At 39.0% G+C, this 23,027-nt stretch carries 22 protein-coding genes and 1 pseudogene; 16 read left to right on the top strand and 7 right to left on the bottom strand.

Annotated elements, in window-relative coordinates; all coding sequences use genetic code 11:
- Positions 1-204: 204 nt before the first annotated feature.
- The 4 genes from ACPLOV_RS09905 to ACPLOV_RS09920 form a co-directional block, all read right to left on the bottom strand.
- Positions 205-1,374: a permease gene (locus ACPLOV_RS09905; RefSeq protein WP_424911097.1), complete on the bottom strand. Its 1,170-nt coding sequence runs from the start codon at positions 1,372-1,374 to the stop codon at positions 205-207.
- Between the two features lie 34 nt (positions 1,375-1,408).
- On the bottom strand, positions 1,409-1,744 hold the full coding sequence (locus ACPLOV_RS09910; RefSeq protein ID WP_424911098.1) for an ArsR/SmtB family transcription factor: 336 nt from the start codon (positions 1,742-1,744) through the stop codon (positions 1,409-1,411).
- A 118-nt stretch (positions 1,745-1,862) separates the two neighbouring features.
- Positions 1,863-2,222, bottom strand: a complete 360-nt coding sequence (locus tag ACPLOV_RS09915; RefSeq protein ID WP_424909969.1) for a putative zinc-binding protein — start codon at positions 2,220-2,222, stop codon at positions 1,863-1,865.
- Positions 2,223-2,490: 268 nt separating this feature from the next.
- Entirely contained in the window at positions 2,491-3,714 is a 1,224-nt protein-coding gene (locus ACPLOV_RS09920; protein WP_424911099.1) for an IS110 family transposase, read from the bottom strand.
- 302 nt (positions 3,715-4,016) lie between these two features.
- On the opposite strand from ACPLOV_RS09920, the gene ACPLOV_RS09925 reads away from it, so the two are divergent.
- From ACPLOV_RS09925 to ACPLOV_RS09975, 11 genes are all read left to right on the top strand, one after another.
- Positions 4,017-4,391, top strand: a complete 375-nt coding sequence (locus ACPLOV_RS09925; protein ID WP_424909968.1) for an ArsR/SmtB family transcription factor — start codon at positions 4,017-4,019, stop codon at positions 4,389-4,391.
- A gap of 23 nt (positions 4,392-4,414) precedes the next feature.
- Positions 4,415-5,479, top strand: coding sequence for an ACR3 family arsenite efflux transporter (gene arsB, locus ACPLOV_RS09930; RefSeq protein ID WP_424911100.1), 1,065 nt, complete (start codon positions 4,415-4,417; stop codon positions 5,477-5,479).
- A 227-nt stretch (positions 5,480-5,706) separates the two neighbouring features.
- Complete coding sequence (locus ACPLOV_RS09935; RefSeq protein WP_424909966.1) at positions 5,707-6,027, top strand: hypothetical protein; 321 nt, start codon at positions 5,707-5,709, stop codon at positions 6,025-6,027.
- Positions 6,028-6,032: 5 nt separating this feature from the next.
- On the top strand, positions 6,033-7,073 hold the full coding sequence (locus ACPLOV_RS09940; RefSeq protein WP_424911101.1) for a V-type ATPase subunit: 1,041 nt from the start codon (positions 6,033-6,035) through the stop codon (positions 7,071-7,073).
- A 32-nt stretch (positions 7,074-7,105) separates the two neighbouring features.
- On the top strand, positions 7,106-9,169 hold the full coding sequence (locus tag ACPLOV_RS09945) for a V-type ATP synthase subunit I (protein ID WP_424911102.1): 2,064 nt from the start codon (positions 7,106-7,108) through the stop codon (positions 9,167-9,169).
- Positions 9,170-9,192: 23 nt separating this feature from the next.
- Positions 9,193-9,594, top strand: a complete 402-nt coding sequence (locus ACPLOV_RS09950; protein ID WP_424909310.1) for an ATP synthase subunit C — start codon at positions 9,193-9,195, stop codon at positions 9,592-9,594.
- Position 9,595: 1 nt separating this feature from the next.
- Positions 9,596-9,904 carry a V-type ATP synthase subunit F gene (locus ACPLOV_RS09955; RefSeq protein ID WP_424909309.1) on the top strand — a complete coding sequence of 103 codons (309 nt, stop codon included), beginning with the start codon at positions 9,596-9,598 and terminating at the stop codon, positions 9,902-9,904.
- Between the two features lie 9 nt (positions 9,905-9,913).
- Positions 9,914-10,528, top strand: coding sequence for a V-type ATP synthase subunit E (locus tag ACPLOV_RS09960; protein WP_424909308.1), 615 nt, complete (start codon positions 9,914-9,916; stop codon positions 10,526-10,528).
- A gap of 5 nt (positions 10,529-10,533) precedes the next feature.
- Positions 10,534-12,321 carry a V-type ATP synthase subunit A gene (locus ACPLOV_RS09965; protein ID WP_424909307.1) on the top strand — a complete coding sequence of 596 codons (1,788 nt, stop codon included), beginning with the start codon at positions 10,534-10,536 and terminating at the stop codon, positions 12,319-12,321.
- Positions 12,318-13,691: a V-type ATP synthase subunit B gene (locus tag ACPLOV_RS09970; protein ID WP_424909306.1), complete on the top strand. Its 1,374-nt coding sequence runs from the start codon at positions 12,318-12,320 to the stop codon at positions 13,689-13,691. Before ACPLOV_RS09965 ends, ACPLOV_RS09970 begins: the two co-directional genes overlap by 4 nt.
- Positions 13,692-13,696: 5 nt before the next feature.
- The gene (locus tag ACPLOV_RS09975) at positions 13,697-14,323 is read left to right on the top strand and encodes a V-type ATP synthase subunit D (protein ID WP_424909305.1); all 627 of its coding nucleotides are present in this window, start codon (positions 13,697-13,699) and stop codon (positions 14,321-14,323) included.
- On the opposite strand, the gene hydF is transcribed toward ACPLOV_RS09975, so the two are convergent.
- Entirely contained in the window at positions 14,320-15,555 is a 1,236-nt protein-coding gene (gene hydF / locus ACPLOV_RS09980) for a [FeFe] hydrogenase H-cluster maturation GTPase HydF (protein ID WP_424911103.1), read from the bottom strand. The genes ACPLOV_RS09975 and hydF overlap by 4 nt on opposite strands.
- A 136-nt stretch (positions 15,556-15,691) precedes the next feature.
- On the opposite strand from hydF, the gene cdaA reads away from it, so the two are divergent.
- The 5 genes from cdaA to glmS all read left to right on the top strand — a co-directional run bounded on the left by cdaA (position 15,692) and on the right by glmS (position 21,214).
- Positions 15,692-16,513: a diadenylate cyclase CdaA gene (cdaA, locus tag ACPLOV_RS09985; protein WP_424909303.1), complete on the top strand. Its 822-nt coding sequence runs from the start codon at positions 15,692-15,694 to the stop codon at positions 16,511-16,513.
- On the top strand, positions 16,506-17,708 hold the full coding sequence (locus ACPLOV_RS09990; protein WP_424909302.1) for a CdaR family protein: 1,203 nt from the start codon (positions 16,506-16,508) through the stop codon (positions 17,706-17,708). The genes cdaA and ACPLOV_RS09990 overlap by 8 nt, the downstream gene beginning before the upstream one ends.
- Positions 17,709-17,739: 31 nt before the next feature.
- Positions 17,740-19,080, top strand: coding sequence for a phosphoglucosamine mutase (gene glmM, locus ACPLOV_RS09995; RefSeq protein ID WP_424909301.1), 1,341 nt, complete (start codon positions 17,740-17,742; stop codon positions 19,078-19,080).
- 139 nt (positions 19,081-19,219) lie between these two features.
- Positions 19,220-19,357 carry a hypothetical protein gene (locus ACPLOV_RS10000; protein WP_424911104.1) on the top strand — a complete coding sequence of 46 codons (138 nt, stop codon included), beginning with the start codon at positions 19,220-19,222 and terminating at the stop codon, positions 19,355-19,357.
- A 27-nt stretch (positions 19,358-19,384) separates the two neighbouring features.
- Positions 19,385-21,214 carry a glutamine--fructose-6-phosphate transaminase (isomerizing) gene (gene glmS, locus ACPLOV_RS10005; protein WP_424909300.1) on the top strand — a complete coding sequence of 610 codons (1,830 nt, stop codon included), beginning with the start codon at positions 19,385-19,387 and terminating at the stop codon, positions 21,212-21,214.
- A gap of 388 nt (positions 21,215-21,602) precedes the next feature.
- On the opposite strand, the gene ACPLOV_RS10010 is transcribed toward glmS, so the two are convergent.
- The gene (locus tag ACPLOV_RS10010; protein WP_424911105.1) at positions 21,603-22,187 is read right to left on the bottom strand and encodes an RQC-minor-1 family DNA-binding protein; all 585 of its coding nucleotides are present in this window, start codon (positions 22,185-22,187) and stop codon (positions 21,603-21,605) included.
- A gap of 111 nt (positions 22,188-22,298) precedes the next feature.
- Positions 22,299-22,961 (bottom strand): annotated as a pseudogene (locus ACPLOV_RS10015) (IS256 family transposase); the annotation flags it as partial.
- Positions 22,962-23,027 lie beyond the last annotated feature (66 nt).

A 23,027-nucleotide genomic window follows, 5' to 3' on the forward strand; every position in this document is an offset into this window, starting at 1 on the left:
TTGGGTTTGTTAGTTTTTTACAGGGAATTATTAACTGTTTCCGAAATTACTCATTATTTTATTTTTTTAATAAAACTTTTTATTAAAAGTTTCGCCTGTGATAAACATCATATTTTTTTAGATAATTTTTATTCCTTTATTTTCATATAAGCATTTTTATTTTAACATAAAAACTTATAAAATAAAATAAACATTAGAGGATTTTTAAAAGAAGTTTCCAAAGATAAAGCCTATAAATGTCGACATTATTATTACCAAACTTACATAGGTGATTGTCTTTTTAGGTCCAAGGACGCTATTTATAACGAGCATGCTCGGGAGACTTAAAGCTGGGCCTGAGAGCAAAAGCGCAAGAGCAGGTCCCTGCCCCATACCCGAACCCAGAAGACCTTGAAGTATAGGTACTTCTGTAAGAGTAGCAAAATACATGAAAGCTCCAATTACAGAGGCTATAAAGTTTGAAAGCAAAGAATTGCCTCCAACTACTGCTTCTACATACTTTGAAGGAATTATTCCCGCATCGTATCCCGGCCTTCCCATTAAAAATCCTGCTACCAGCACTCCTGCAAAAAGAAGCGGAAGTATCTGTTTTGCAAAGCTCCAGGTAGCTTCAACCCATGATGTAATCTCATCCTTCTTAAACCACTTTATAAGGATTACCGCAAGTACAAACAGGAAAAATAAGGTCAAGTACCATTTTACATTATATACGGCGCTGAAAAATCCTACAGGCTGTGCGGGCTTGCCCCAAGCTGCAAAGATTAATATAAATATTAAGCTTACAAAATACAAAATATCCTGTAATATACTTCTTCCATCATTTTTTGCTGGAACCTGCGGCATTTTTGATAATCTTTCCACATCCTCTTTTCTAAATATAAACTGCATTATTACACCTATTACAATGGAAAATAGTACCGCTCCAACGGCTCTTGCAATTCCCAGTTTATACCCCAGAATTCTAGCTGTCATTATAATAGCAAGGATGTTAATGGCAGGACCCGAATACAAAAAGGCGATTGCGGGACCGAGGCCTGCCCCTCTTTTATAAATTCCCGTAAAAAGCGGCAAAACCGTACAGGAACATACGGCAAGAATCGTTCCCGACACCGATGCTACAGCATAGGAAACCCACTTTTTTGCACCGCTTCCGAAGTATTTCATAACCGCCTGCTGGGAAATGAAGTTTGAAATGGCACCGGCTATAAAGAGGGCAGGGATCAAGCAGGTAAGTACGTGAAGTCTTGCGTAATCTTGAAGCATGTAAAGAGATTCTATGAAAGCCCCTTTAAAGCGCACGCTCTCTAACGGCATATAGTAGGCAAATAGAAAGACACCTGCAATGATTAGAAGTTTTTTAAGTTCTTCCCTCATTATAATTTCTCCTTTCCAATAGAAAATAAAAAATTTATTCGACTTTATTTTTTTTTGAATCGATATATGAAACTTTGGTTACAAGATCGCTCTTTATGGTTTCGTCTACACAGATAAAATAATCCCTCAAGCAGGGGAATCTTACTTTGTAAAAAACCGAAAGTCCTTCTTTCCTGCTTTCCAAAATTCCGGCTTTTTTTAATATATTAAGGTGTTTTGATATTGTGGGCTGGTCAATACATATTTTTTTAACAATTTCGCAAACGCATATCTCCTTTTCATCCAAGATAATATCTAAAATTTTCAGTCTTGTTGGATGAGCAAGAGCCTTAAAGAATTCTGCCCGAAGATCATAAATGTTTTTTGCCATATACTACACCTCCTATATTCCTATATTAGCATATAAGAAAACAACAGTCAATAAAAAAAAGACATAATAGTTTATCCTACATAAATAAGGCATTTTATTTAGTTGTTTTTATAAAAGTTTATTTCTGAAAAATTTTTTCTATTTTTACTTTAACTACTTTTTCAACCTCTCCAATACCCGTTTCATCATTAAAATTTTTGTTTTTCTTAAGGCCAAAATCAGAAGTAAGGGTAATTTCTTCGAAATCGTTTATTCCAATTTTCTCTAAGGTTTTAGAAGAGCATTTAATTTCACAGCCGTTAATTGCAATAAATTTATCGTTGGATTTTGCCATTTTAATAATTCCTTCGATACCTAAAGGTAATCCCAGAGCGCATACCATGTTTATATTATTGTTATCCACATACTTCAAAGCAATCTTGCCCGTCATATTGCCTAAATTGCATGCTCCCTGGCAGGGAAGAAGACCTAATTTCATGTTTATAACCTCCAATACTTTTTAGTGATAAAAATAACAAATACCATATTCCAATATTAGCATAATGGAAAATATATGTCAATAAGTGAGATATAAAATTTTGCATTTTTAAAGAATACTAGATTTATTGTTTTGATAGATATTGATTTCTTGTTTTGCTTATCATATAATATGATTAAATTCGAATTTAATCATATGTTATTAAGACGTGCTATGAAAAGTCAATAGGTTATAGCAAAAATTTTTGACAATCGCATAGAAATTCTATTCATGCATTGTTGCCGGGTGGAGACCATTGATAATCTGGGTCATAAGGCCTGTTATCTTTCCAAAGAGAATAAATCAAGTGAACAAGTTTTCTTGCTACGGCTCCTGTAGCAACATTTAAATGCTTTCCCTGGCTTCGTTTTAGCTCATAATAAGCTTTCAACTCCGGGTTAAAGCGACGGGCTGAAACCGCAGCTAACCACAAGCTGTTCCTTAAAACAGGGGAACCACGTTTAGACATGCGGTTACGAGTACCCTCAAACAATCCAGAAGCCCTTACAGTAGCATCTAAACCAGCATAGGCCACAAGAGCCCGGGGGTTAGGGAAACGAGAAATATCACCTATCTCACCGATAATTGCAGCAGCAAGGACAGGGCCAATGCCCGGAATAGTTTCAATTACGTGGCGATAAGGTGTCTCTTTACTGGGACGAAGCTCCTCCATAACTTCGTTAATAGCGTCCTCGATAACCTTTATCTGTTCTTCAATAAATTCAATTTGCTCAATCAGCAAACGAAGCTGAAGGGTGAAAGCATCTAAAGCAATGGTGATGCCAAAGGTCCCCTTAGCCAGAGATTGAATCTTTTTAGCTCTTTCTTCACCGAACCTGCCGCGGGAATGTTCTTTAAGGAAAGCAGATAACTCTGAAAGGTCCACTTCAGCCAACTCTTCCGGCGTCGGATAAGATTTAAGCAGCTCCTTTGAAGTCCGGATAAATACATCGGAGAAGCAGCCGGGGTATTCTGGGAAAATCCTATCTAAGATACCAAGTACTCTATTCTTAAGGCTACCGACCTGGCGGATGAACTCAAAGCGGAGTCGGGAGAGCGACTGCAATTTGAGGGTTGTTTCAGAAGGAAGCCTGGTTTCAGGGGCTCTACCTAATCGCAGCAGGTCAGCAAGGAGCAGAGCATCTTTTTGGTCGGTCTTGGTTTTACGCACGTATAGATTACGCAAAGCATCTGACTGAATGGGGTTAATGACATGAAGTTTAAATCCCAAGTCAGTGAGATAGCAGTAGATAGGAAGCCAGTAATGTCCGGTGGCTTCTAAGCAGAACTTTACGTCATCAGGCCTTAAACCGAGCCTTTTTAATGCCTGCAAAAGTTTATTCATTCCTTTATGGTTATTATCTATATGCATTTTTAGGACTATATCTCCGGATTCATTTACGAGGCATACTTCGTGACTGTGTTTAGCCACATCAATGCCGCCATAGATCATATTTACATCCTCGCTTTCACTAAATTTTAGGCAGGGTTCCCGCAATCCTCTATAAGTCTCAACCTTGCGCGTAACTCGAGGCATGCAGCAAGCTGCATCCGCAACGTGCTCATTCGAGACATCTCATAGAGGAGGGGCTTCACTCTTAACTTCGGGACAGCAAAAGGGCTTCCCAAGGAGGTAGATCGAAGTCCCCTGCCGCTACGAGAGATATTAGCTATGTTTTATCAGAATTCCTGTGTGGTTGTTAAAAAAAATTTATTAGTTAAAGGCTAACTATATTGTACAAGGGAGGTGAACAATTGATAGTAGATATATTAAAGGCATTATCGGATGAAACCCGTCTGAGGATGCTAAATTTGCTTATCGAAGAAGAATTGTGCGTTTGCGAGATGGAAGAAATACTTAATATTAATCAATCCAATGCTTCCCGCCATTTGGAAAAATTGAGCAATGCGGATCTGGTTGTTTACGAAAAAAGGGGAAAGTATATTTATTACAATATAAATAAAGAGACCTTTGAAAGGTATCCCTTTTTATATTCAATAATTAAAGATGGGTTAAAGGATATACAAAAATTTAATGAGGACAAAAGGAGGTTAAGGTTATACAGAGAGAGCGGGATAAGCTGTGATGAGCTAAAAAATGGGAAATTAAAGGACTATGAGAAAAAATAAAAAAAATATAGGAGGCTGAAAAAATGGGAAATACAAATGGAGAAGTAAAGATTGAGAAAAAAGGGTTGAGCTTTTTTGAAAAATACCTTACTTTATGGGTTGCACTTTGCATAATCGCGGGCGTTGCAATTGGGCAGTGGTTTCCGTCCTTTCCCCAAACTTTGAGCAGATTTGAATACGCTCATGTTTCCATTCCCGTTGCTATCCTTATTTGGCTAATGATTTACCCCATGATGTTGAAGATAGATTTTTCAAGCATAGTAAATGCAGCCAAAAACCCAAAAGGACTTATTGTTACATGGGTTACTAACTGGCTAATAAAACCCTTTACCATGTACCTGATTGCATCCTTCTTTTTAAAGACCGTGTTTAAACCCTGGATATCTCCTGAACTTGCTACAAGTTACCTGGCGGGAGCAATACTTTTGGGAGCTGCGCCCTGCACCGCTATGGTCTTTGTATGGAGCTATTTGACAAAAGGTAATCCTGCTTATACCCTTGTTCAGGTTGCAACCAATGATTTAATTATACTTGTAGCCTTTACACCCATAGTTGCCTTTCTCCTGGGTGTAAGCAACGTCAGGGTGCCTTACGATACCCTGTTTTTATCCGTAGTGCTTTTTGTGGTAATACCCCTTACTGCCGGTTACTTTACCAGGAAAAACATTATTGCAAATAAAGGGCTTGATTATTTTGAAAATGTATTTTTGAAAAAATTTGATAACGTAACAATAACTGGTCTACTTTTAACACTTATTATTTTATTCTCTTTCCAGGGAGAAATAATCCTTTCCAATCCGGTTCATATCGCATTAATAGCAGTGCCGTTAACCATTCAAACCTTCTTTATATTTTTCATAGCATATATTTGGGCAAAACTTTGGAAACTACCCCATGATATTGCTGCGCCTGCTGCAATGATAGGTGCCAGTAACTTTTTCGAACTTGCGGTAGCGGTAGCTATTTCGCTTTTTGGATTAGAGTCAGGAGCGGCCCTGGCTACAGTAGTAGGGGTTTTGACAGAGGTACCTATTATGCTTACTCTGGTTAGAATAGCAAACGCTACCCGCGAGTGGTTTACTAACTAACCTTACCCCCAAAAGGGGGTTTTTATTTTTGGACATTTTATGCTCCGGAAATAAAGGAAAAAAGAAAAAAACAGGGCAAAACTGAGATAAAATAAGATAAATAATATTGGATACCGGGAAAATAATATATATAGCTTAAACAAAGATTAATCAAGCTTTTTAATTATTTGTAAGTATTAAAAAAAAGGAGTATAACGGTATAAAGAAATTAAAAGAAGGTGAAAAATATGGAAGAAAAGGTCATAGAAAGACTTTTGGAGATTGACCGGAAAGCTCAGGAGGTTCAAATAAAAAGGGAAGAAGGGCTTCGCAGTTTGGAGGAAGATTATAAAAATAAAATCAGGGAACTTATAGAAAAATACGAAAGAGAAATAGAGGAAAGCAGTAAAAAAGCCTTTAATGAAGCGGTAGAAGAAGGAGAGAAGGAAGCGGAAGGGATAAGACGGGATACGGAAAAAATTTTAAATAACTTAGAGGAAGTATTTTCAAAGGTTAAGGATGAAATAGAAAGGGAATTTTTTTTAAGGATTTTTAAAGTGAAGAGGTAATCATTATGGGAAATGTGGTTAGATTTGCAGCGGTGAATACTAAAATAAAATCCTTGGAAGGGAAATTTTTAAAGGATGAGGATTATTTAGAGCTCTTGAAGAAAAAGAGCATTCCCGAAATGGTTCTGTATTTAAAGGAAAAAACCTCTTACGGAAAACTATTAAACAGTGTAAAACCGGAAGAGGCCAATAGAAGAACCCTGGAAAATGCCTTAAGAAGAAATATGGTTAAAATTATAGATAAACTGCTTTTTTATTTGACAGATGAGTACCGGGACTTTGTAAAAACCCTTTTTTTAAAATATGAGATTGAGGATTTAAAAAATCTTGCAAGGGATATTTACAATGGCAGAACGGAAAGGGCTATAGAAAACTATTCTTTCATAGGGAAGTACAGCAAAGCGGATCCAGAGAGATTAATAAAAGCCCGTACTATCAGGGATTTTATTTTAGCCCTCGAGGGGTCTGAAATTTACGATTATTTAAAGCCCCTTTTGGATGGAAAAAGAGAAAATCTTTTCAGGCTCGAAATGGCTTTAGACACAGCGTATTTTACGATCATTAGAAGGAAATGGGAGAAGCTTTCGGGAGAGGATAAAAAGGTTTTGAGTTTATGGGAAGGCATGGTAGCGGATTTATACAATCTTCAGTGGATTTACAGGGGGAAAAAATTTTACAACCTTTCTGCCGAAGAAATATTGAACTACACCATAGATTTTGGATATAAGATTAATTTTAAAAAGCGAAAAGAAATGTGCTACGCAAAAGACTTAAATGAGGTATTTAACATTGCCCAAAAAGAAGGCTACGGTTTTTTATTCAAAAAAGATGCCCAGCAGGATATTTATATGGAAAGGCGGATTAATCGATTTTTATATTTTAAATTTAAAAATCTCACCAGAGCTGCACCTTTGACTATAATTCAAATTGTATCGTATATATGGTTTTTGGATTTCGAGATAAGGGATATAATTTCCATAGCCGAAAGTCTGAAATATGAAATAGATTTAGAGAAGGCAAAAAAATTTCTGATTCGTCCTTTGTGATTTGCCTTTATTAATTCAGGAGGCGTTTTATTATGGCCATTGAGAAAATGAATATAATGGGCGTTATCGGTAAAAAAGAACTTTTAGACAGGGTAATGCGGCAGATTGTGTTAAACGGGAGCATGCATTTTTTAAATGCTTTTTCCCGGATAAGTGCCACGGATTTTGTGCTGCCGCCCAATGAAAAAAATATAGAAGCCTTAGAGGAACTGCCCTATGTCAAACCTTACAGTGCCAAAAGGGATTTTTCAAAGGAAGAAGAAATGATAATATCCCTCTTAGGGCTTTTTAATCTTTCGCCCGAAATTAAAAGAGAGTATTTGGGGCAGGATTACGATTATGCGGAATATATGGAAAGCCTTAATAAAATATATTTAAAAATACGGGAATATGCCCAAGAGATAAAAGAAAAAAGCAACTTATGCGAACAAAAAATGGAATTCATACAAAACCTGAAATACCTTGAAAAGTATGATTTTGATCTGTCGCAGCTTTTAAAAATGAAATTCATGACCTTCAAATTTTTAAAATTAACGAGAGAAAATTATTTAAAACTAAAAAAGAATTACGAAAATATACCGGCGGTAGTAATAAAAATAGAGGCTGAATCAAAATACGTTTATGTGGCATCGATCACACCCAATACCCTTCAGGAAACGGTGGAAAGGATTTTAAGTTCGCTAAATTTTGAAGAATTAGAGCTTCCTGTTGACTATGAAGGCAATGCTTCGGAGATTATCCGAAAACTTCACGAAGAGATTGACCGGGACAATAACAAGATAGAGCAGCTTAAAAAGGAGATTGAAAATTTTGGAAGGCAGTTTAAGGAGGAAATAAGAAAATCCTTTGCAAGGCTGGAAATGGAAAAGAAGATTGAAGAATTGAAATCCGATGTGGCCATAAGCAGGAATTTGTTTTACCTTTTCGGTTTTGTGCCGGTAAGCAAGGTGGAAAGTTTAAAAGATGAACTGGAGAAAAACTTCAAAGATGAGCTAATAATTCTGATAGAAGAGACGGGTAATAAAAATTCAAGTTTAACCCCACCGACCAAATTAAAAAACCCGGGTCTTTTCAGACCCTTTGAAGAAATGGTTAAAATGTATGGCATTCCTTCTTATGACGAAAAGGACCCTACGGTATTTTTTGGGCTAACCTATATGCTGCTTTTTGGTGCAATGTTCGGAGACTTAGGGCAGGGGCTTGTTTTATTTACCGCAGGTATTGTATTAAATCTTTTTATGAGAAGACCCAATTTAGGAGGGGTGTTGAGCAGAATTGGATTGAGTTCCGCAATTTTCGGGCTTTTATACGGCAGCGTCTTTGGGTCTGAAGAGTTAATCCCTGCACTAATCGTAAGGCCCATGGCAAATATAAATTTTATGCTTTTGAGTGCGGTGGTGCTGGGTATTTGCCTTTTAATTGCCGGTTTTATCTTTGGAATCTTAAATTCAAGCCTTTCGGGTAACTTTAAGGAAGGAATTTTTGGAAGAAACGGAGCAGCGGGGCTTTCCTTTTATATCCTGATTCTTTACAGCATATATAATTATTCAATTAAAAACATCGGGCTTTCGCCTATGATTACTTTTTTATTGATTTTAACCTTGATGATTATCGTATTTAGAGAACCTTTAACCAATATATTATTTAAAAAGGAAAAACTTTTTTCGGAGCCCGCCGGGGATTATTTCGTGGAAGAAGGTTTTGGGGTATTAGAAACACTGCTTTCTATGGTATCCAACACCATTTCCTTTATAAGGGTTGGAGCCTTTGCACTAAACCACGTAGGCTTATACATCGCCTTTGCGACTATGGCTGAAATGACCAGGTCAAGAATAGGAGGGATAATGCTTTTAATCCTCGGAAATGCCATCATTATAGGTCTTGAAGGGCTGATAGTGTTTATCCAGGCATTGAGGCTTGAATACTATGAACTTTTCAGCAAGTACTTCAAAGGAGAAGGGGTGGAGTATTCTCCAGCGATTATTATGAAATCTTCCGAATATATTCGGAAGGTGAAAACTTTAAGCAGGAAGGCCTTTATGGACCAGTTCGGCAAAACCTTAAAAATGAAAATGATGAAAATGGCAATGGTATAAAAATATCGGGGAGGAATGGCTTTATGATGTTAACTGTTTATCTACTTATAATGGTTTCGGTGTTAACGGTTCTTGCAGGCTTTGCATCCTTAAATGGAATTAAGGCTAAAAAAGCCCTTGGATTAAGCGTGTTTGCTTTTTCTTTAGTATTGACTTTCTTTTTGTTCTTTTTGATGCCTCAAGCGGCCAGGGCACAGGGTGGCGATAACCCTGCTTCCAGCAGTGCTTTCCTGGCTGCAGCCTTATCGACGGGTCTTGCTACCATTGGTGCCGGTTATGCCGTAGGAGCGGTGGGATCGTCTGCTCTGGGGGCGGTGTCGGAAGATCCCAAAATACTTGGTAAAACCCTTATATACGTAGGACTTGCAGAAGGTATCGCCATATATGGTCTTATTATATCCATAATGATTCTGGGAAGGGTCTAAAATGAAAATGTTTGTTTTAAGCGACAGTTCAGATACCATTACCGGTTTCAGGCTTGCGGGAATAGAGGGAAAATTCATCGAAGAAGGCCAGGAAGTTCTGGAGGAAATAGAAAGGCTAAGAAAAATTGAGGAAATAGGCATTATCATTATAACCGAAAGCCTTGCAGAAAAAGTAAAAAATGAAATAGGAAGAATGAAACTTTCTAAGGATTACCCTGTTATATTGGAGGTTCCCGATCGGCACGGTAGCATAAGGCCGAAGGATTTTTTGACTCGTTATATAAAAGAAGCGATTGGAGTAAAGATTTGAGGTGATAGAATGTCCACTACGATTGAAGACAAAATCTCCCTTTTTGCCAAAGTGCTGTTTGAGAGAATAGAGGAAGAATACGAGAATGAAAAAAATAAAATTATTGGATACTATGAGGCGGAAATAAAAAGAGTGAAGGAAGAATATGAGAGGAAAAAATTAGATCGCATAAGGGAGGTATTAAAAGAAGCCGAAATAAAAAAACAGAGAATAATATCAAAAGCGCTGACGGACAAAAAGCAGGATATTTTAAAGAAAAAGAAGGAACTCTTGGAAAAGTTGATAGAAGATATGCTTCAAAAGGTGGAAGATTTTTTGAAACAGGAAGGTTACGGCGAATTCCTTATAAATTCAATAACGGAAGTAAAAAATAAATTTCCCGAAAAAGATAAAATAATTGTATATCTTTCCAAAAAAGATTTTGAAAGGCACCTGGACTATTTAAAAAGTAAATTTGACGAAAACATTGAGTTCAGGATGGGGACCGAAGACATTAAAGGTGGTATAATAGCCGAAAGTGCTGATGGAAGGGTGAGGATAGATTTCTCGGTAAGCAGTTTGCTGGAAGAAGGCAAATCATTACTTGCTCAGCTATTATTTTCCAGGCTGGGCGAGGAGGTATAGGTGTTATGGCAAATTTTAAAGCGGGAAACATAGTTTACATCAACGGCCCAGTAGTCAGGGCAAACAACATGTCGGGGTTTACCATGCGGGAAATGGTCATGGTAGGAAATAAAAAATTGATCGGCGAGATAATTTCCTTAGAAAAGGATTTGGCTACTATTCAGGTGTATGAAGAAACCTCGGGATTGAAAGCCAAAGAGCCGGTGCTTGGAACGGGAAGGCCCCTATCGGTTAAATTGGGGCCCGGGATTCTGGGCAATATTTTTGATGGCATCGAAAGGCCGCTTTCAAAGATTTACGAAAAAGGAGAAAGCTTCATTCCAGAGGGTATAGGGCTTATTTCCATAGATGAAGAAAAGTTATGGGATGTAAGGATAAAAGTAAAAGTAGGGGATTATCTAAAGGGTGGGGATGTGTTTGCGGAAGTTCAGGAAACTTCTATGATCCTCCATAAGATAATGGTACCTCCTTCTCTTCAAGGAAGGGTGGTGGAAGTAAAAAAGGACGGCAGTTACAACATCGAAGAAACCCTGGTAGTACTTGAGGACGAAGGGAAAACATATCCTCTTAAAATGTACCAGGAGTGGCCGGTGAGGCTGCCCCGCCCTGTAAAGAAGAGGCTGCCGATAGGAAAACTTTTAATTACCGGGCAGAGAGTAATCGACACCTTTTTCCCGCTGGCAAAAGGGGGCACCGCTGCCATCCCCGGAGGATTTGGAACCGGTAAGACAATAACGCAACATCAGCTCGCCAAGTGGAGCGATGCGGATATAATTGTGTATATCGGATGCGGGGAACGGGGCAATGAGATGACGGAGGTGCTGGAAGATTTCCCGAAACTTATTGACCCGAGGACCGAAAAGCCCCTGATGGATAGAACGGTTCTTATAGCAAATACTTCCAACATGCCTGTTGCTGCGAGAGAAGCTTCTATTTATACGGGAATAACCATCGCAGAATATTTCAGGGATATGGGGTACAATGTCGCCATTATGGCCGATTCCACTTCCCGCTGGGCAGAAGCTTTAAGAGAAATTGCCGGCAGGCTTGAAGAAATGCCCGCAGAAGAAGGATATCCCGCATATCTTGCTTCCAGGCTCGCTCAATTTTACGAAAGGGCAGGATTTGTGGAAAATTTAAACGGGACCCAGGGTTCCATTACCGTTATCGGTGCGGTTTCCCCGGCAGGAGGGGATTTTTCGGAGCCTGTGACCGCTTCCACCAAAAGGGTGGTAGGTGCTTTTTTGGCATTGGATAAAGAACTGGCTTACTCAAGACATTTTCCTGCCATAAACTGGCTTTTATCCTACAGCGGTTATATAAAAATGCTCAGAGAATGGTTTTCAGAAAATGTCGCACCGGACATGCTGGATTTAAGGGCAAAGATGATGAGGATATTGCAGGAAGAAAGTAAACTTCTTGATATAGTGAAACTGGTTGGAGAGGATGTTCTGCCCGACGATCAAAAGTTGATACTGGAAATCGCAAAAGTAATTAAAGTAGGATTTCTCCAGCAGAATGCCTATCACAGGGAAGATTCCTATGTACCTCTTGAAAGGCAGTACAAAATGCTGAAAGTGATAAACAGGCTTTACGACAGGGCTTTTTCCTGTGTTAAAAAGGGAATTCCCCTTTCCAAAGTGAAAAATGATGATATTTTCGACGAGGTCATCCGGATGAAATACAACTATTCTCCAGAAAACAGCAGATTTTTTGAAGAAATCCTGAAGAAAATAGATGATTACTACGATGGTATCGAATCCAAGTATGAAAAAGAAGGTGCTTCAATATGAAGGTAAAGTACAAAAGGGCGGACAAAGCGGAAGGTCCGCTTCTTATAATGGAAGACATAAGGGATGCGGTTTTTGATGAAATAGTGGAAATCGAAATGCCCGATAAAACATCAAGGCTTGGGAAGGTTGTTCAGATAGATCAAAAAAAGGTAGTCATTCAGGTATTTGAAGGCACTTCAGGAATTTCCCTTCCCGATATTACGGTGGCTTTTACGGGGAATCCCATGAAAATCCCCCTTTCAAGAGAAATTCTCGGCAGGGTGTTCAACGGAATCGCAAAACCTATCGATGGAGCCGGTGAGATTTTTTCTACACGCTACTATGATATAAACGGCAGGCCCATGAATCCGGTGGCAAGGGTATACCCTCGAAACTTTATTCAAACGGGTATATCTGCCATAGACGGCCTGATGACCCTTATCAGGGGGCAAAAACTGCCTATATTTTCCGGAGACGGACTTCCTCATAATGAATTAGCAGCGCAGATAGTAAAACAGGCTAAAATTTCTGGGGATGAAGAAAAAAATTTTGCAGTGGTATTTGCGGCAATGGGTATAAAACACGATGAAGCTGATTTCTTTGTAAAAACCTTTGAAGAAGCAGGGGTAATGGATAGAGTAGTAATGTACGTAAATCTGGCAGATGACCCGGTGGTGGAAAGGATAATCACACCCCGGTGTGCCCTAACGGCAGCAGAATTTTTAGCTTTTGAGTGCGGAATGCACATACTGGTGATTTTAACCGATATGACAAGTTACTGCGATGCTCTAAGGGAAATTTCTTCCGCAAGAGAGGAAGTGCCCTCCAGAAAGGGTTATCCCGGATACATGTATTCGGACTTGGCAAGTCTTTACGAAAGAGCGGGGATGATTAAGGGTTCTAAAGGCAGTATAACTCAGATTCCTATACTTACAATGCCTAACGATGACATTACCCACCCGGTGCCAGACCTCACCGGGTATATCACCGAAGGGCAGATAGTGCTGAACCGGGCCCTTTATCAAAAGGGAATATATCCTCCCATAAATATACTGCCTTCCCTTTCGAGGCTTATGAAAGACGGCATAGGCGAAAAGTATACGAGGGAGGATCATCCTGATCTAGCCAACCAGGTTTTTTCTTCTTATTCAAGGGTTCAGGAAGTAAGGGCTTTGGCACAGGTCATCGGAGAAGAAGAACTTTCCGATGTGGATAAGAGCTATATGGAGTTCGGAAGGCAATTTGAAGAAAAATTTATTAATCAGGATTTTGATGAAGAAAGAGATATTTTTCAAACCCTGGACTTGATGTGGAAGCTTTTGAAAATTTTGCCCGAAAAGGAACTTACCAGGATCAACCCTTCGCTTATTAAAAAATACTTAAGGGGTTGATAAAAATGCTTAATATAGCACCTACCAAAGCAAATTTGCTGTCGGCTCAAGCTACCTTAGAGTTTTCTAAAAAAGGGTATGAGCTTTTGGATAAGAAAAGAAACGTTCTAATAAGAGAATTGATGAGCATCATGAAAAGGGCCGAGGAGCTTCAAGAAAAGATCAACACAATTTTTGAAGAAGCCTATGAAGCTCTTAAAATAGCCAACATTACCTTGGGTGTAAATCAGGTCTATGAAGTGGCCTGTTCCATTCCCCTTATGGAAGAATTTGATATACTGCATAAAAGCGTTATGGGGGTGGAAATCCCGAAAATAATTTACGAGAAAAAGCCCTTAGAGCACTATTACAGTTTTTACCATACAAATACCGCCTTGGATATAGCAGTAACCAGGTTTTACGAAGTAAAATACCTTTTACTGGAGCTTGCCGAGATAGAAGACTCCATATATAAACTTGCAGTAGAAATAAAAAAGACGCAAAAAAGGGCTAATGCCTTGAAGAATATACAAATACCCAGGTACGAGAAAATTGTAAAATTTATTTCAGAGGTACTGGAGGAAAAAGAGAGGGAAGATTTTTTCCGTTTAAAGACTTTAAAAAAGAAATTAAAAAGAAGGGTCAAAAGTTAACCCTTCCTTTTACTTTTAAGGGGTTTTAAAGCTCTGTCCAGAATACCGAGAGCGTACGCGATAAATACTCCGTAGTTTACCACCGGGATATTTTTTTCTTTTAATACCGAAAGCCTGTAAAGCATCTCTTTTCTATTGATCATACAACCGCCGCAGTGTATTACCAGTTTGTAATCCTCCAGGTTTTCGGGAAAGGTGAAGCCGGAAGACCAGGAAAAAGAAAACTCTTTTTTGGTGATTTCCCTTAATAACTTAGGGATTTTTACGGTGCCGATGTCATCTTCCTGCCGGTGGTGGGTACAGGCTTCTGAAATCAATACCTTGTCCCCATTTTCTAAATTTTTAATAGCTTTTGTCCCATCAACCAGTTGTTCCAGGTCCCCTTTATAACGGGCAAATAATATGGAAAAGGAAGTGAGCGGTATGTCTTCGGGGGTTATTTCGGCTACCTTCTTGAAGGCCTGGGAGTCAGTCACCACCAATTTAGGTTTTTGTTTTAACGAGTTTAAAGCTATATTAAGTTCGCTTTCTTTTGTCACCACAGCTATACAGCCGCTATCTAAAAGTTCTCTTATAGTCTGCTGCTGGGGCAAAATAAGCCTTCCCTTCGGAGCTGCTTTATCGATGGGGACTACCAGGACTGCCACATCACCGGGGTTTAAAAGGTCTGAAATTAAGGGGACATCGGTAAAACTGCCGGGAGCCTTATTTATTATCTGCCTTTTTAGTTCTTCTATTCCTTCCCTTTTGAAGGCCGAGACCTCAAGAAGGGGAAATCCCAGTAAATCCTCCCATTTCTTTTTTTCTTCCCGTTTGTAATTGGTTGAATCCTTTTTATTCACCACACCTACTACTGGGATGTTTTTTTCTTTTATTTTAGAGAGTATCTCAAAATCATAGTCCGATACCCCGGTTTCTCCATCTATAACAAGAATCGCCACATCGGTTTTATTTAAAACCTGATAGGTCTTTTTTACCCTGAGTTCTCCAAGGGCACCTTCATCATCGATTCCCGCTGTGTCTATTATTACCACCGGCCCAATAGGTAAAAGCTCCATAGCTTTAAATACCGGGTCAGTGGTTGTGCCCGCAACAGGGGAGACAAGGGCTATTTCCTGATTTGTGATGGCATTTATTAGACTGGATTTTCCGGCATTTCTTCTTCCAAAAATAGCAATGTGCAGCCTGCTTGCGAGAGGCGTAGAGTTTAAACTGTTTTCGGGCAAAGACAAAATTGTTACCCCCTTCACAATGTATTCTTTACAGAATTATACCATAGATTTAGAAAAAAAGGGATTTAATTTATTACACCATTATATATTAAAATGTTATAATAAATAAAGGAAAAAATTTGGCTGGGGTGAAATAATGTTAATTCAAATTGCGGAGCTTTTTAAAGGCTTCAGGTTTATGGACCTTCTGGATATAGCTCTGGTGGCTTATGTTTCTTACAAAGCCCTTCAGCTTATCAGGGGGACCCGTGCGGTTCAATTAATAAGAGGACTTGTCCTTTTCATAGTTTTTACAAAAGTGAGCGAATGGCTGGGGCTTTATACCATCAACTGGATTTTGAAAAATGCCATGACAGTAGGTGCTATTGCTTTGCTCGTAGTTTTTCAACCCGAACTGAGGAGGGCTCTGGAACAGCTGGGTAGGAGCAGATTTTTTTCCGGAACAATGTTTGGGTGGGGCGAGAAAGAAATTCTCCGCTTGATAGATTCGGTTGCCGAAGCCTGTGAGGAGCTTTCAAAAAATAAAATAGGAGCTCTAATGGTTCTGGAAGGACAAACGGGTTTAAATGAATACATCGAAACGGGTGTAATCATAGGTGGGCAGGTAAGCCCCGAGCTTTTGATAAATATTTTTATTCCCAATACCCCACTGCATGACGGTGCGGTGATTATTAGAAACGATAAAATAATGGCAGCCTCCTGTTACCTCCCCCTGACTGAGAATCCTAACTTGAGTAAAGAGCTGGGTACCAGGCACAGAGCAGGCCTTGGAATTACCGAACAGTCGGATGCCGTAGCGGTTATAGTATCCGAGGAAACGGGGGTAATTTCCGTGGCAAGGGAAGGAAAACTCAGCAGGTATTTAGATATTAAAACCTTAAAGAGCATGTTAAAAGAAATCTACCAGGTAGGTGAAAAGAAGGGAAATCTGTGGAACTGGAGGAAGACTAATGCGTAGTATTTTATCGAACGATTTTATTTTAAAAGTTTTGTCCGTACTGGCAGCCCTGCTCATGTGGATGTATGTGATGAACGAGCAGAACCCTCAGGTTACTTATATTATAAAAAATGTTCCTATTAAATTTGTAAATCTGGACACGGAAAGATACGTAATAAAAGGAGAGGGTAAATATTTTGTAAATGTGAAAATAAAAGCCCGGAGGAGCATGGTAGTAGGGATTAAGCCGGAAGATATAAATGCTCAGGTGAACCTCCAGGGAAGGACCGAAGGGGATAATCTGCTCCCCGTTAATGTGACGGTGCCTAATTTTTTAGAACTTATAGATTTTACCCCTCGGGAAGTCCTTATTTCGCTGGATAAGGTTGTAGAAAGTCAAATAAATGTTTCGGCAAATATAAAAGGGGTTCCGGCTGATGGCTTTGTGGCCAAAACTCCTTTGATAAAACCGGAAACCGTTGTAGTTAGAGGGCCTAAAAGCGTTGTAGACACTGTAAAAAGTGCGGTAGTAGAAGTCGACATATCAGGGAAAAACTCTCCCGTCCTGTCAAAATTACCTGTAAAAATCCTGGATGATAAAGGTGCAGAGCAAAAAGACATCATCATAAGACCCGAGACGGTTGAGTTAACCGTGCCCATAGTAAAGGCAGCTACCGTTTCTTTAAAACCTGCGATAGCGGGGAACCCGCCTTCGGGATATGTGTTAAAAAATCTTAAAATAGAACCGGAAAATTTAATCATTACCGGAAAGGATGAAATTATAAGTAATCTTTTAGAGCTAACCACAAAACCGGTGGATATAAGCGAGATAACCACGGATACGGTTGTGGAAACGCATATAGTATTTCCCGATGGAGTAATGCCCGTGGATGAGACAATGAAAAAGGCAAGGATAACGATATCCGTGGAAAAGGCCGTATCAAAAGAAATATATTATAACACCGAAGATCTGGAAGTAAGAAACCTCCTGGAGGGAGCTCAGGTCTTACTGGAAGAAAAAGGATTTATATTGACAGTTTTGGGACCCGAGAGTATGATAGAAAAAGTGGGCAAGACAGACATTCGCTTGTACGTTGATCTTTCCGGTTTATCCGAAGGTAAACATGAAGTCAGGATAAAAGCGGAAGCCTCGACTCCCTATGCTGTAGAAAAAATAGAACCTTCCAGTATAAAAGTTACTATTACAAAACTATAAATAATTTTTATTGATAGGAAAGGAGAAATTTATGGGCAGGCTTTTTGGAACCGACGGTGTAAGGGGAATAGCCAATAAAGAGCTTACACCGGAACTTGCTTTTAATCTGGGAAGAGCAGCTGCAAAGGTGCTTTCAAAATTTCATAAAAAACCTTTATTCGTCATAGGGAAAGATACGAGAATTTCGGGCGATATGCTGGAAGCGGCCGTTATTGCAGGACTTTGCTCCTCCGGGGCTGATGTGATAAAAGCGGGTATAGTTCCAACACCTGCGGTAGCTTACCTTACCAGGCATTTTAAAGCGGATTCGGGTGTGGTGGTATCTGCTTCTCACAATCCCATGGAGTACAACGGTATAAAGTTTTTTGACAGTCGGGGGTATAAACTTCCCGATGAATTGGAAGACGAAATTGAAGGCATAATAAACGGCGCTGATTTTAAGGAAAACCTGCCTTCAGGTGCCGAAGTAGGGAGGGTAATTGAAGAAGACGGAATTTCCCTGTATGTAAATTACGTAACTTCTTTATTTGAGGCAAATTACTTTAAGGATTTTAAAATAGCGCTGGATTGTGCCAACGGAGCGGCCTTTAAAGCAGCCCCCCTTGTTTTTGAAAAACTTGGAGCAAAGGTTTCGGTTATAAATAACGAACCCGATGGGTGCAATATTAATGTAAAATGCGGATCAACTCATCCCGAAGCTCTTTCCGAATTTATTAAGGGAAAGGAATTCGATATAGGCTTTACCTTTGATGGAGATGCGGATAGGCTAATTGCAGTAGATGAAAACGGGGAAGTTGTAGATGGCGATCATATAATGGCGATATGGGGTGTTTGTCTAAAAGAAAAGGGAAAGCTTTTTAAAGATACGGTTGTAGCTACTATTATGAGCAATATGGGTCTTGAAGTAGCTTTAAAAAAAATGGGAATTAAAATGGTAAGGACAAAAGTTGGAGACAGATACGTGATGGAAGAAATTTTAAAGAATGGATATAATTTCGGAGGAGAGCAATCGGGGCACATTATTTTTTTAGATCATAATACCACCGGAGATGGCATAATTACAGCAGTTAACCTTTTGGCCGTATTAAAAGAAAAAAATAAGAAGCTTTCCGAGTTAAAAAACATAATGCAGGTCTTTCCTCAGGTGCTCATTAATGTCAAGGTCAGGAGCAAGGATGGATTTGAGACAAATACTGAAATAAAAAAGGAGATTGAAAGGGCAGAGAGGGAGCTTGGGGAAAACGGGAGAATAGTAGTAAGGCCTTCAGGTACCGAACCCTTAATTCGGGTAATGGTAGAAGGAGAAAGAAAGGATACAATCGAGAATATTGCAAAAAGGGTAGCGGAAGTTATCCAAAAGGCTTTGAGCTGAATAAATTAAAATATATAAGGATTTTTTAAAGGGGGTGATGATCTTCAAAAGGTTATTAATTTAAAAATTTAAAGGTGAGCAGAAGAAAAATCAAAAAGCGCCTGAGCTTGAAAGGAATTTTCCTTTTAAGCTGACGAGGATGGGGTTTATCGAGAATTCGGCGGGTGCCCCACGGAGCCTGCCCTCCGAAGGAAGCCTACAAAACCGGCAAGCGATTGCCGGGACAAAAGGGCTTTCAGGCAGAAAGAATCTTTTTAAAATGAACCTTGAAAAGTAAATGATTTTTAGAAAGGCAGGAAGTAAGATGTGCGGTATAGTTGGATATATTGGAGATAAAATGGCCGCTCCATTTTTGATTGATGGCTTAAAAAGGCTTGAATACAGAGGGTACGATTCGGCGGGTATCGCCGTTATAGATTCTGCTGATTTAAAGGTGGTAAAAAGCGAAGGAAAAATTAAGATTCTTGAAGAAAAGCTGGAAGGAGAACTGCCAAAGGGGAGCCTGGGTATAGGACATACCCGCTGGGCTACTCACGGTAAACCTTCCGATGTTAATGCCCATCCCCATGAAGACTGCACGGGGGATTTTATCGTTGTTCACAACGGGATTATAGAAAATTACTTAGAGATAAAGGAATGGCTTGAAGAACAGGGGCATAAATTCAAGTCAGAAACGGATACGGAGGTTATCCCCCATTTAATAGAGCATTATTACAATGGCGACCTTTTTGAGACAGTAAAAAAAGTAGTCAACATACTAAAGGGATCCTTTGCCCTTGGCGTTATTACAAAGAGGGAACCCGACTGCATAATAGCAGCAAGAAAATCAAGCCCCCTTATAGTAGGTATAGGTGAAGGGGAAAACTATATTGCTTCCGATATCCCTGCAATTTTACAGCACACCAGAAAGGTTTACATTTTAGAAGATGAGGAAATGGCTAAAATAACAAAAGAGAGCATAAACTTTTGCAAATTTAATGGCGAGAAAGTAGAAAAGGAAATATTTGAAGTAAAATGGGATGCGGTGGCAGCGGAAAAGGGCGGGTATGCCCATTTCATGCTAAAAGAAATCCACGAACAACCAAGGGCTTTTAAGGATACATTAACGGGAAGACTCAATCTTGAAAAACATGAAGTAAAACTGGATGATATAAAGATAACGAGGGATGAGCTGGAGAAAATTGAAAAAATATTCATCGTAGCCTGCGGCACTGCATATCATGCAGGAGTAGTAGGAAAATACATTATAGAAAAACTCTGCAAAATCCCGGTGGAAGTGGATATAGCTTCGGAATTTAGATACAGAGAGCCCATGATGGATGAAAATACCCTGGTGATAATCATAAGCCAATCCGGAGAAACAGCCGACACATTAGCAGCCCTTAGAGAAGCAAAAAATAAAGGATCAAGGGTAATTGCAATTACAAACGTAGTGGGAAGCTCCGTTGCAAGAGAAGCCGATGATGTGTTGTACACCTGGGCGGGACCGGAAATCGCCGTTGCCTCCACAAAGGCTTACAGCACCCAGCTTATAGCTCTTACTTTAATTGCTCTTCGCTTTGCAAAAGAACTGGGCACAATTTCCGATGAATTATTTGACGAAATAGCTGTTGAGCTTAAGAAACTTCCTGAAAAAGCCGACCTTTTATTAACCAAGGAAGAAGAGATAAAGAAACTTGCAGAAAGATACTCCCAGGTGGAGCACCTTTTCTACATCGGAAGGGGACTTGACTATGCCGTAGCCCTGGAAGGTGCATTGAAGCTGAAGGAAATATCCTATATTCACGCAGAAGCCTATGCAGCAGGGGAATTAAAACACGGAACCCTCGCATTGATAGTAAACGGCACTCCGGTAATTGCCCTTGCTACTCAGGAACATTTGTTTGAAAAGACCTTGAGCAATATAAAGGAAGTTAAAGCAAGGGAAGCCGTTGTTATAGGGTTTGCAAAAGAGGGCAATGAAGAAATCAAAAAATCAGTAGACCACGTTTTCTATATCCCCAAAACCCATCCCATGCTAATGCCCATTTTAACCGTAATACCCCTTCAGCTTTTTGCATACCATGCGGCTGTGGCAAGGGGTACCGATGTGGATAAACCGCGAAACCTGGCAAAAAGCGTAACTGTTGAATAAAAATAAGGGATAAGTGGTGAAGCTGTTGTATATTTCATTTAAATCTTTTCCCTGTGTGAAAAAAGTGGTTCCGTTGAGTGAGTGTTGAGGGAAAAGGATAGATTAAGAGATAAGGATAAAGGGTAAAGGAATAACGAAGGGATAAGTGGTAAGGCCTTGAAAAATCAAGGTTTACGCCACTTATCCCTTTTTCCTTTTGTCCTTGAACCTGCCCCATTTGGAAAGACTTTTTTCGCACAGAGTAGAGCATACATTGGGAAATTTTAGTAGAAATATAGCTTAATTACGGAAAAACTTTATTACCTTCCAGAAAATGCCATGTAGATTTTATGCGGGTTTGAGGGATTGGAAATGGAAAGGGTTTTTTTTAAATCAACAATTGGTTAGATTAAATCTTACCTTCTTTCATTAAATAATAAATTACATTTTGAAGCTCTGCTTGAACTTTTTTATATTCTATTCTCTTCCATTCTTTCAATAGGGGTATAAATCTGGCATTCTTCGTATTCTTGATCTTTTCGATTAAAAGAAGTATCATGCCTCGATTTCTATCTTTTAATTCATACACAAAACTATAATCTTGATCTTCCAAAATCTCTGTGAGTTTACTTAACAATTCATTTGCGTAAGTTTCACGTTCAATTTCCCAACCTTTCTCCGTAAAGATAAGCATTGGAAGTTTCCCACTGTACTCAATATCAAGATAACCTGACTTTATCAGCCAGTCAATCCGTTTTGTTATTTCCTCCAGCGTAAGTCCACAGTAATATCCGTAAGAAGGACACTTGTCCAAACCATACTCTAAAACTTTTTTATCTTTTGAACCCTTGAGGATTTTTGCCAGCATACTGCGTCCACCTATTCCAATTAGTTCATCTGCTGCACGAAGTATAACCTTAATTTCTTCATCACTTAAGCTCTTAATCCCACCACTATTAAGTTTATATCTTACTTTTTGTCTGCTTCTGTTCATAATAATACCCCTATTTTTTAAAATATATCTTTATTTCCGCCATTCTCGTCACGGTCTTTAGACAAATATACTGAGAAAATGGAAAGTCGCTTTGCTTCTGCATTATTTAACTTTTGAAACTATTAAGATATCCCCAACACCACGATTTTTCAAGTCATTAAATACATTTAACCAGAAAATTGCAGATTCACTTTCTCCAATCCAGATTCCGAGTTTATATCCGAATGTATTAATGCCAAGAACTGTATAGGCTGCTTTATTTATTATTCTTCCATCTTGCCGGACTTTAAAGTGAATAGCATCAAAATAAACTATTGGAATATACTCTTTCTAAAGATTTTGCTTGCCATTCGGTAATTTGAGGCATGATTTTATCGGTAATTTTACTAACTAAAGCCGGGGAAACATCGATACCGTAAATATCCTTCATTTGTGCTTCAATATCCCTATTGGACATACCCTGGCTTACGTTGAGATTATTTGGTCTTCAAGTTCATTAGCTGTTGTTTAGTATTTCTTAAAAACTTGCGGTTCAAATTCCCCGTTTCTATCCCGAGGAATTTCAATTTCTGTAGAGCCTAAACGAGTTTTTAAAGTTTTTTTACTGTAGCCATAGCCATTTCGGCTATTACCTGAGTTTTTACCTTTAAGGTCATATTTCTCATAACCCAAATGGAGTTCTAATTCAGCTTCTAATAATTGCTGGATAGTATCGCTGAAAATGTTCTTTAATGCTTCGTAAATATCTTCAATGCTTTTACATTGAATGGCCAGATCTTATACCGTCAGATTATCAAGGTTTTGCATAAGCGATCATCTCCTTATTGGTATTATTTACCA

The organism is Thermovenabulum sp. (assembly GCF_049723235.1).
Taxonomy (GTDB): domain Bacteria; phylum Bacillota; class Thermosediminibacteria; order Thermosediminibacterales; family Thermosediminibacteraceae; genus Thermovenabulum.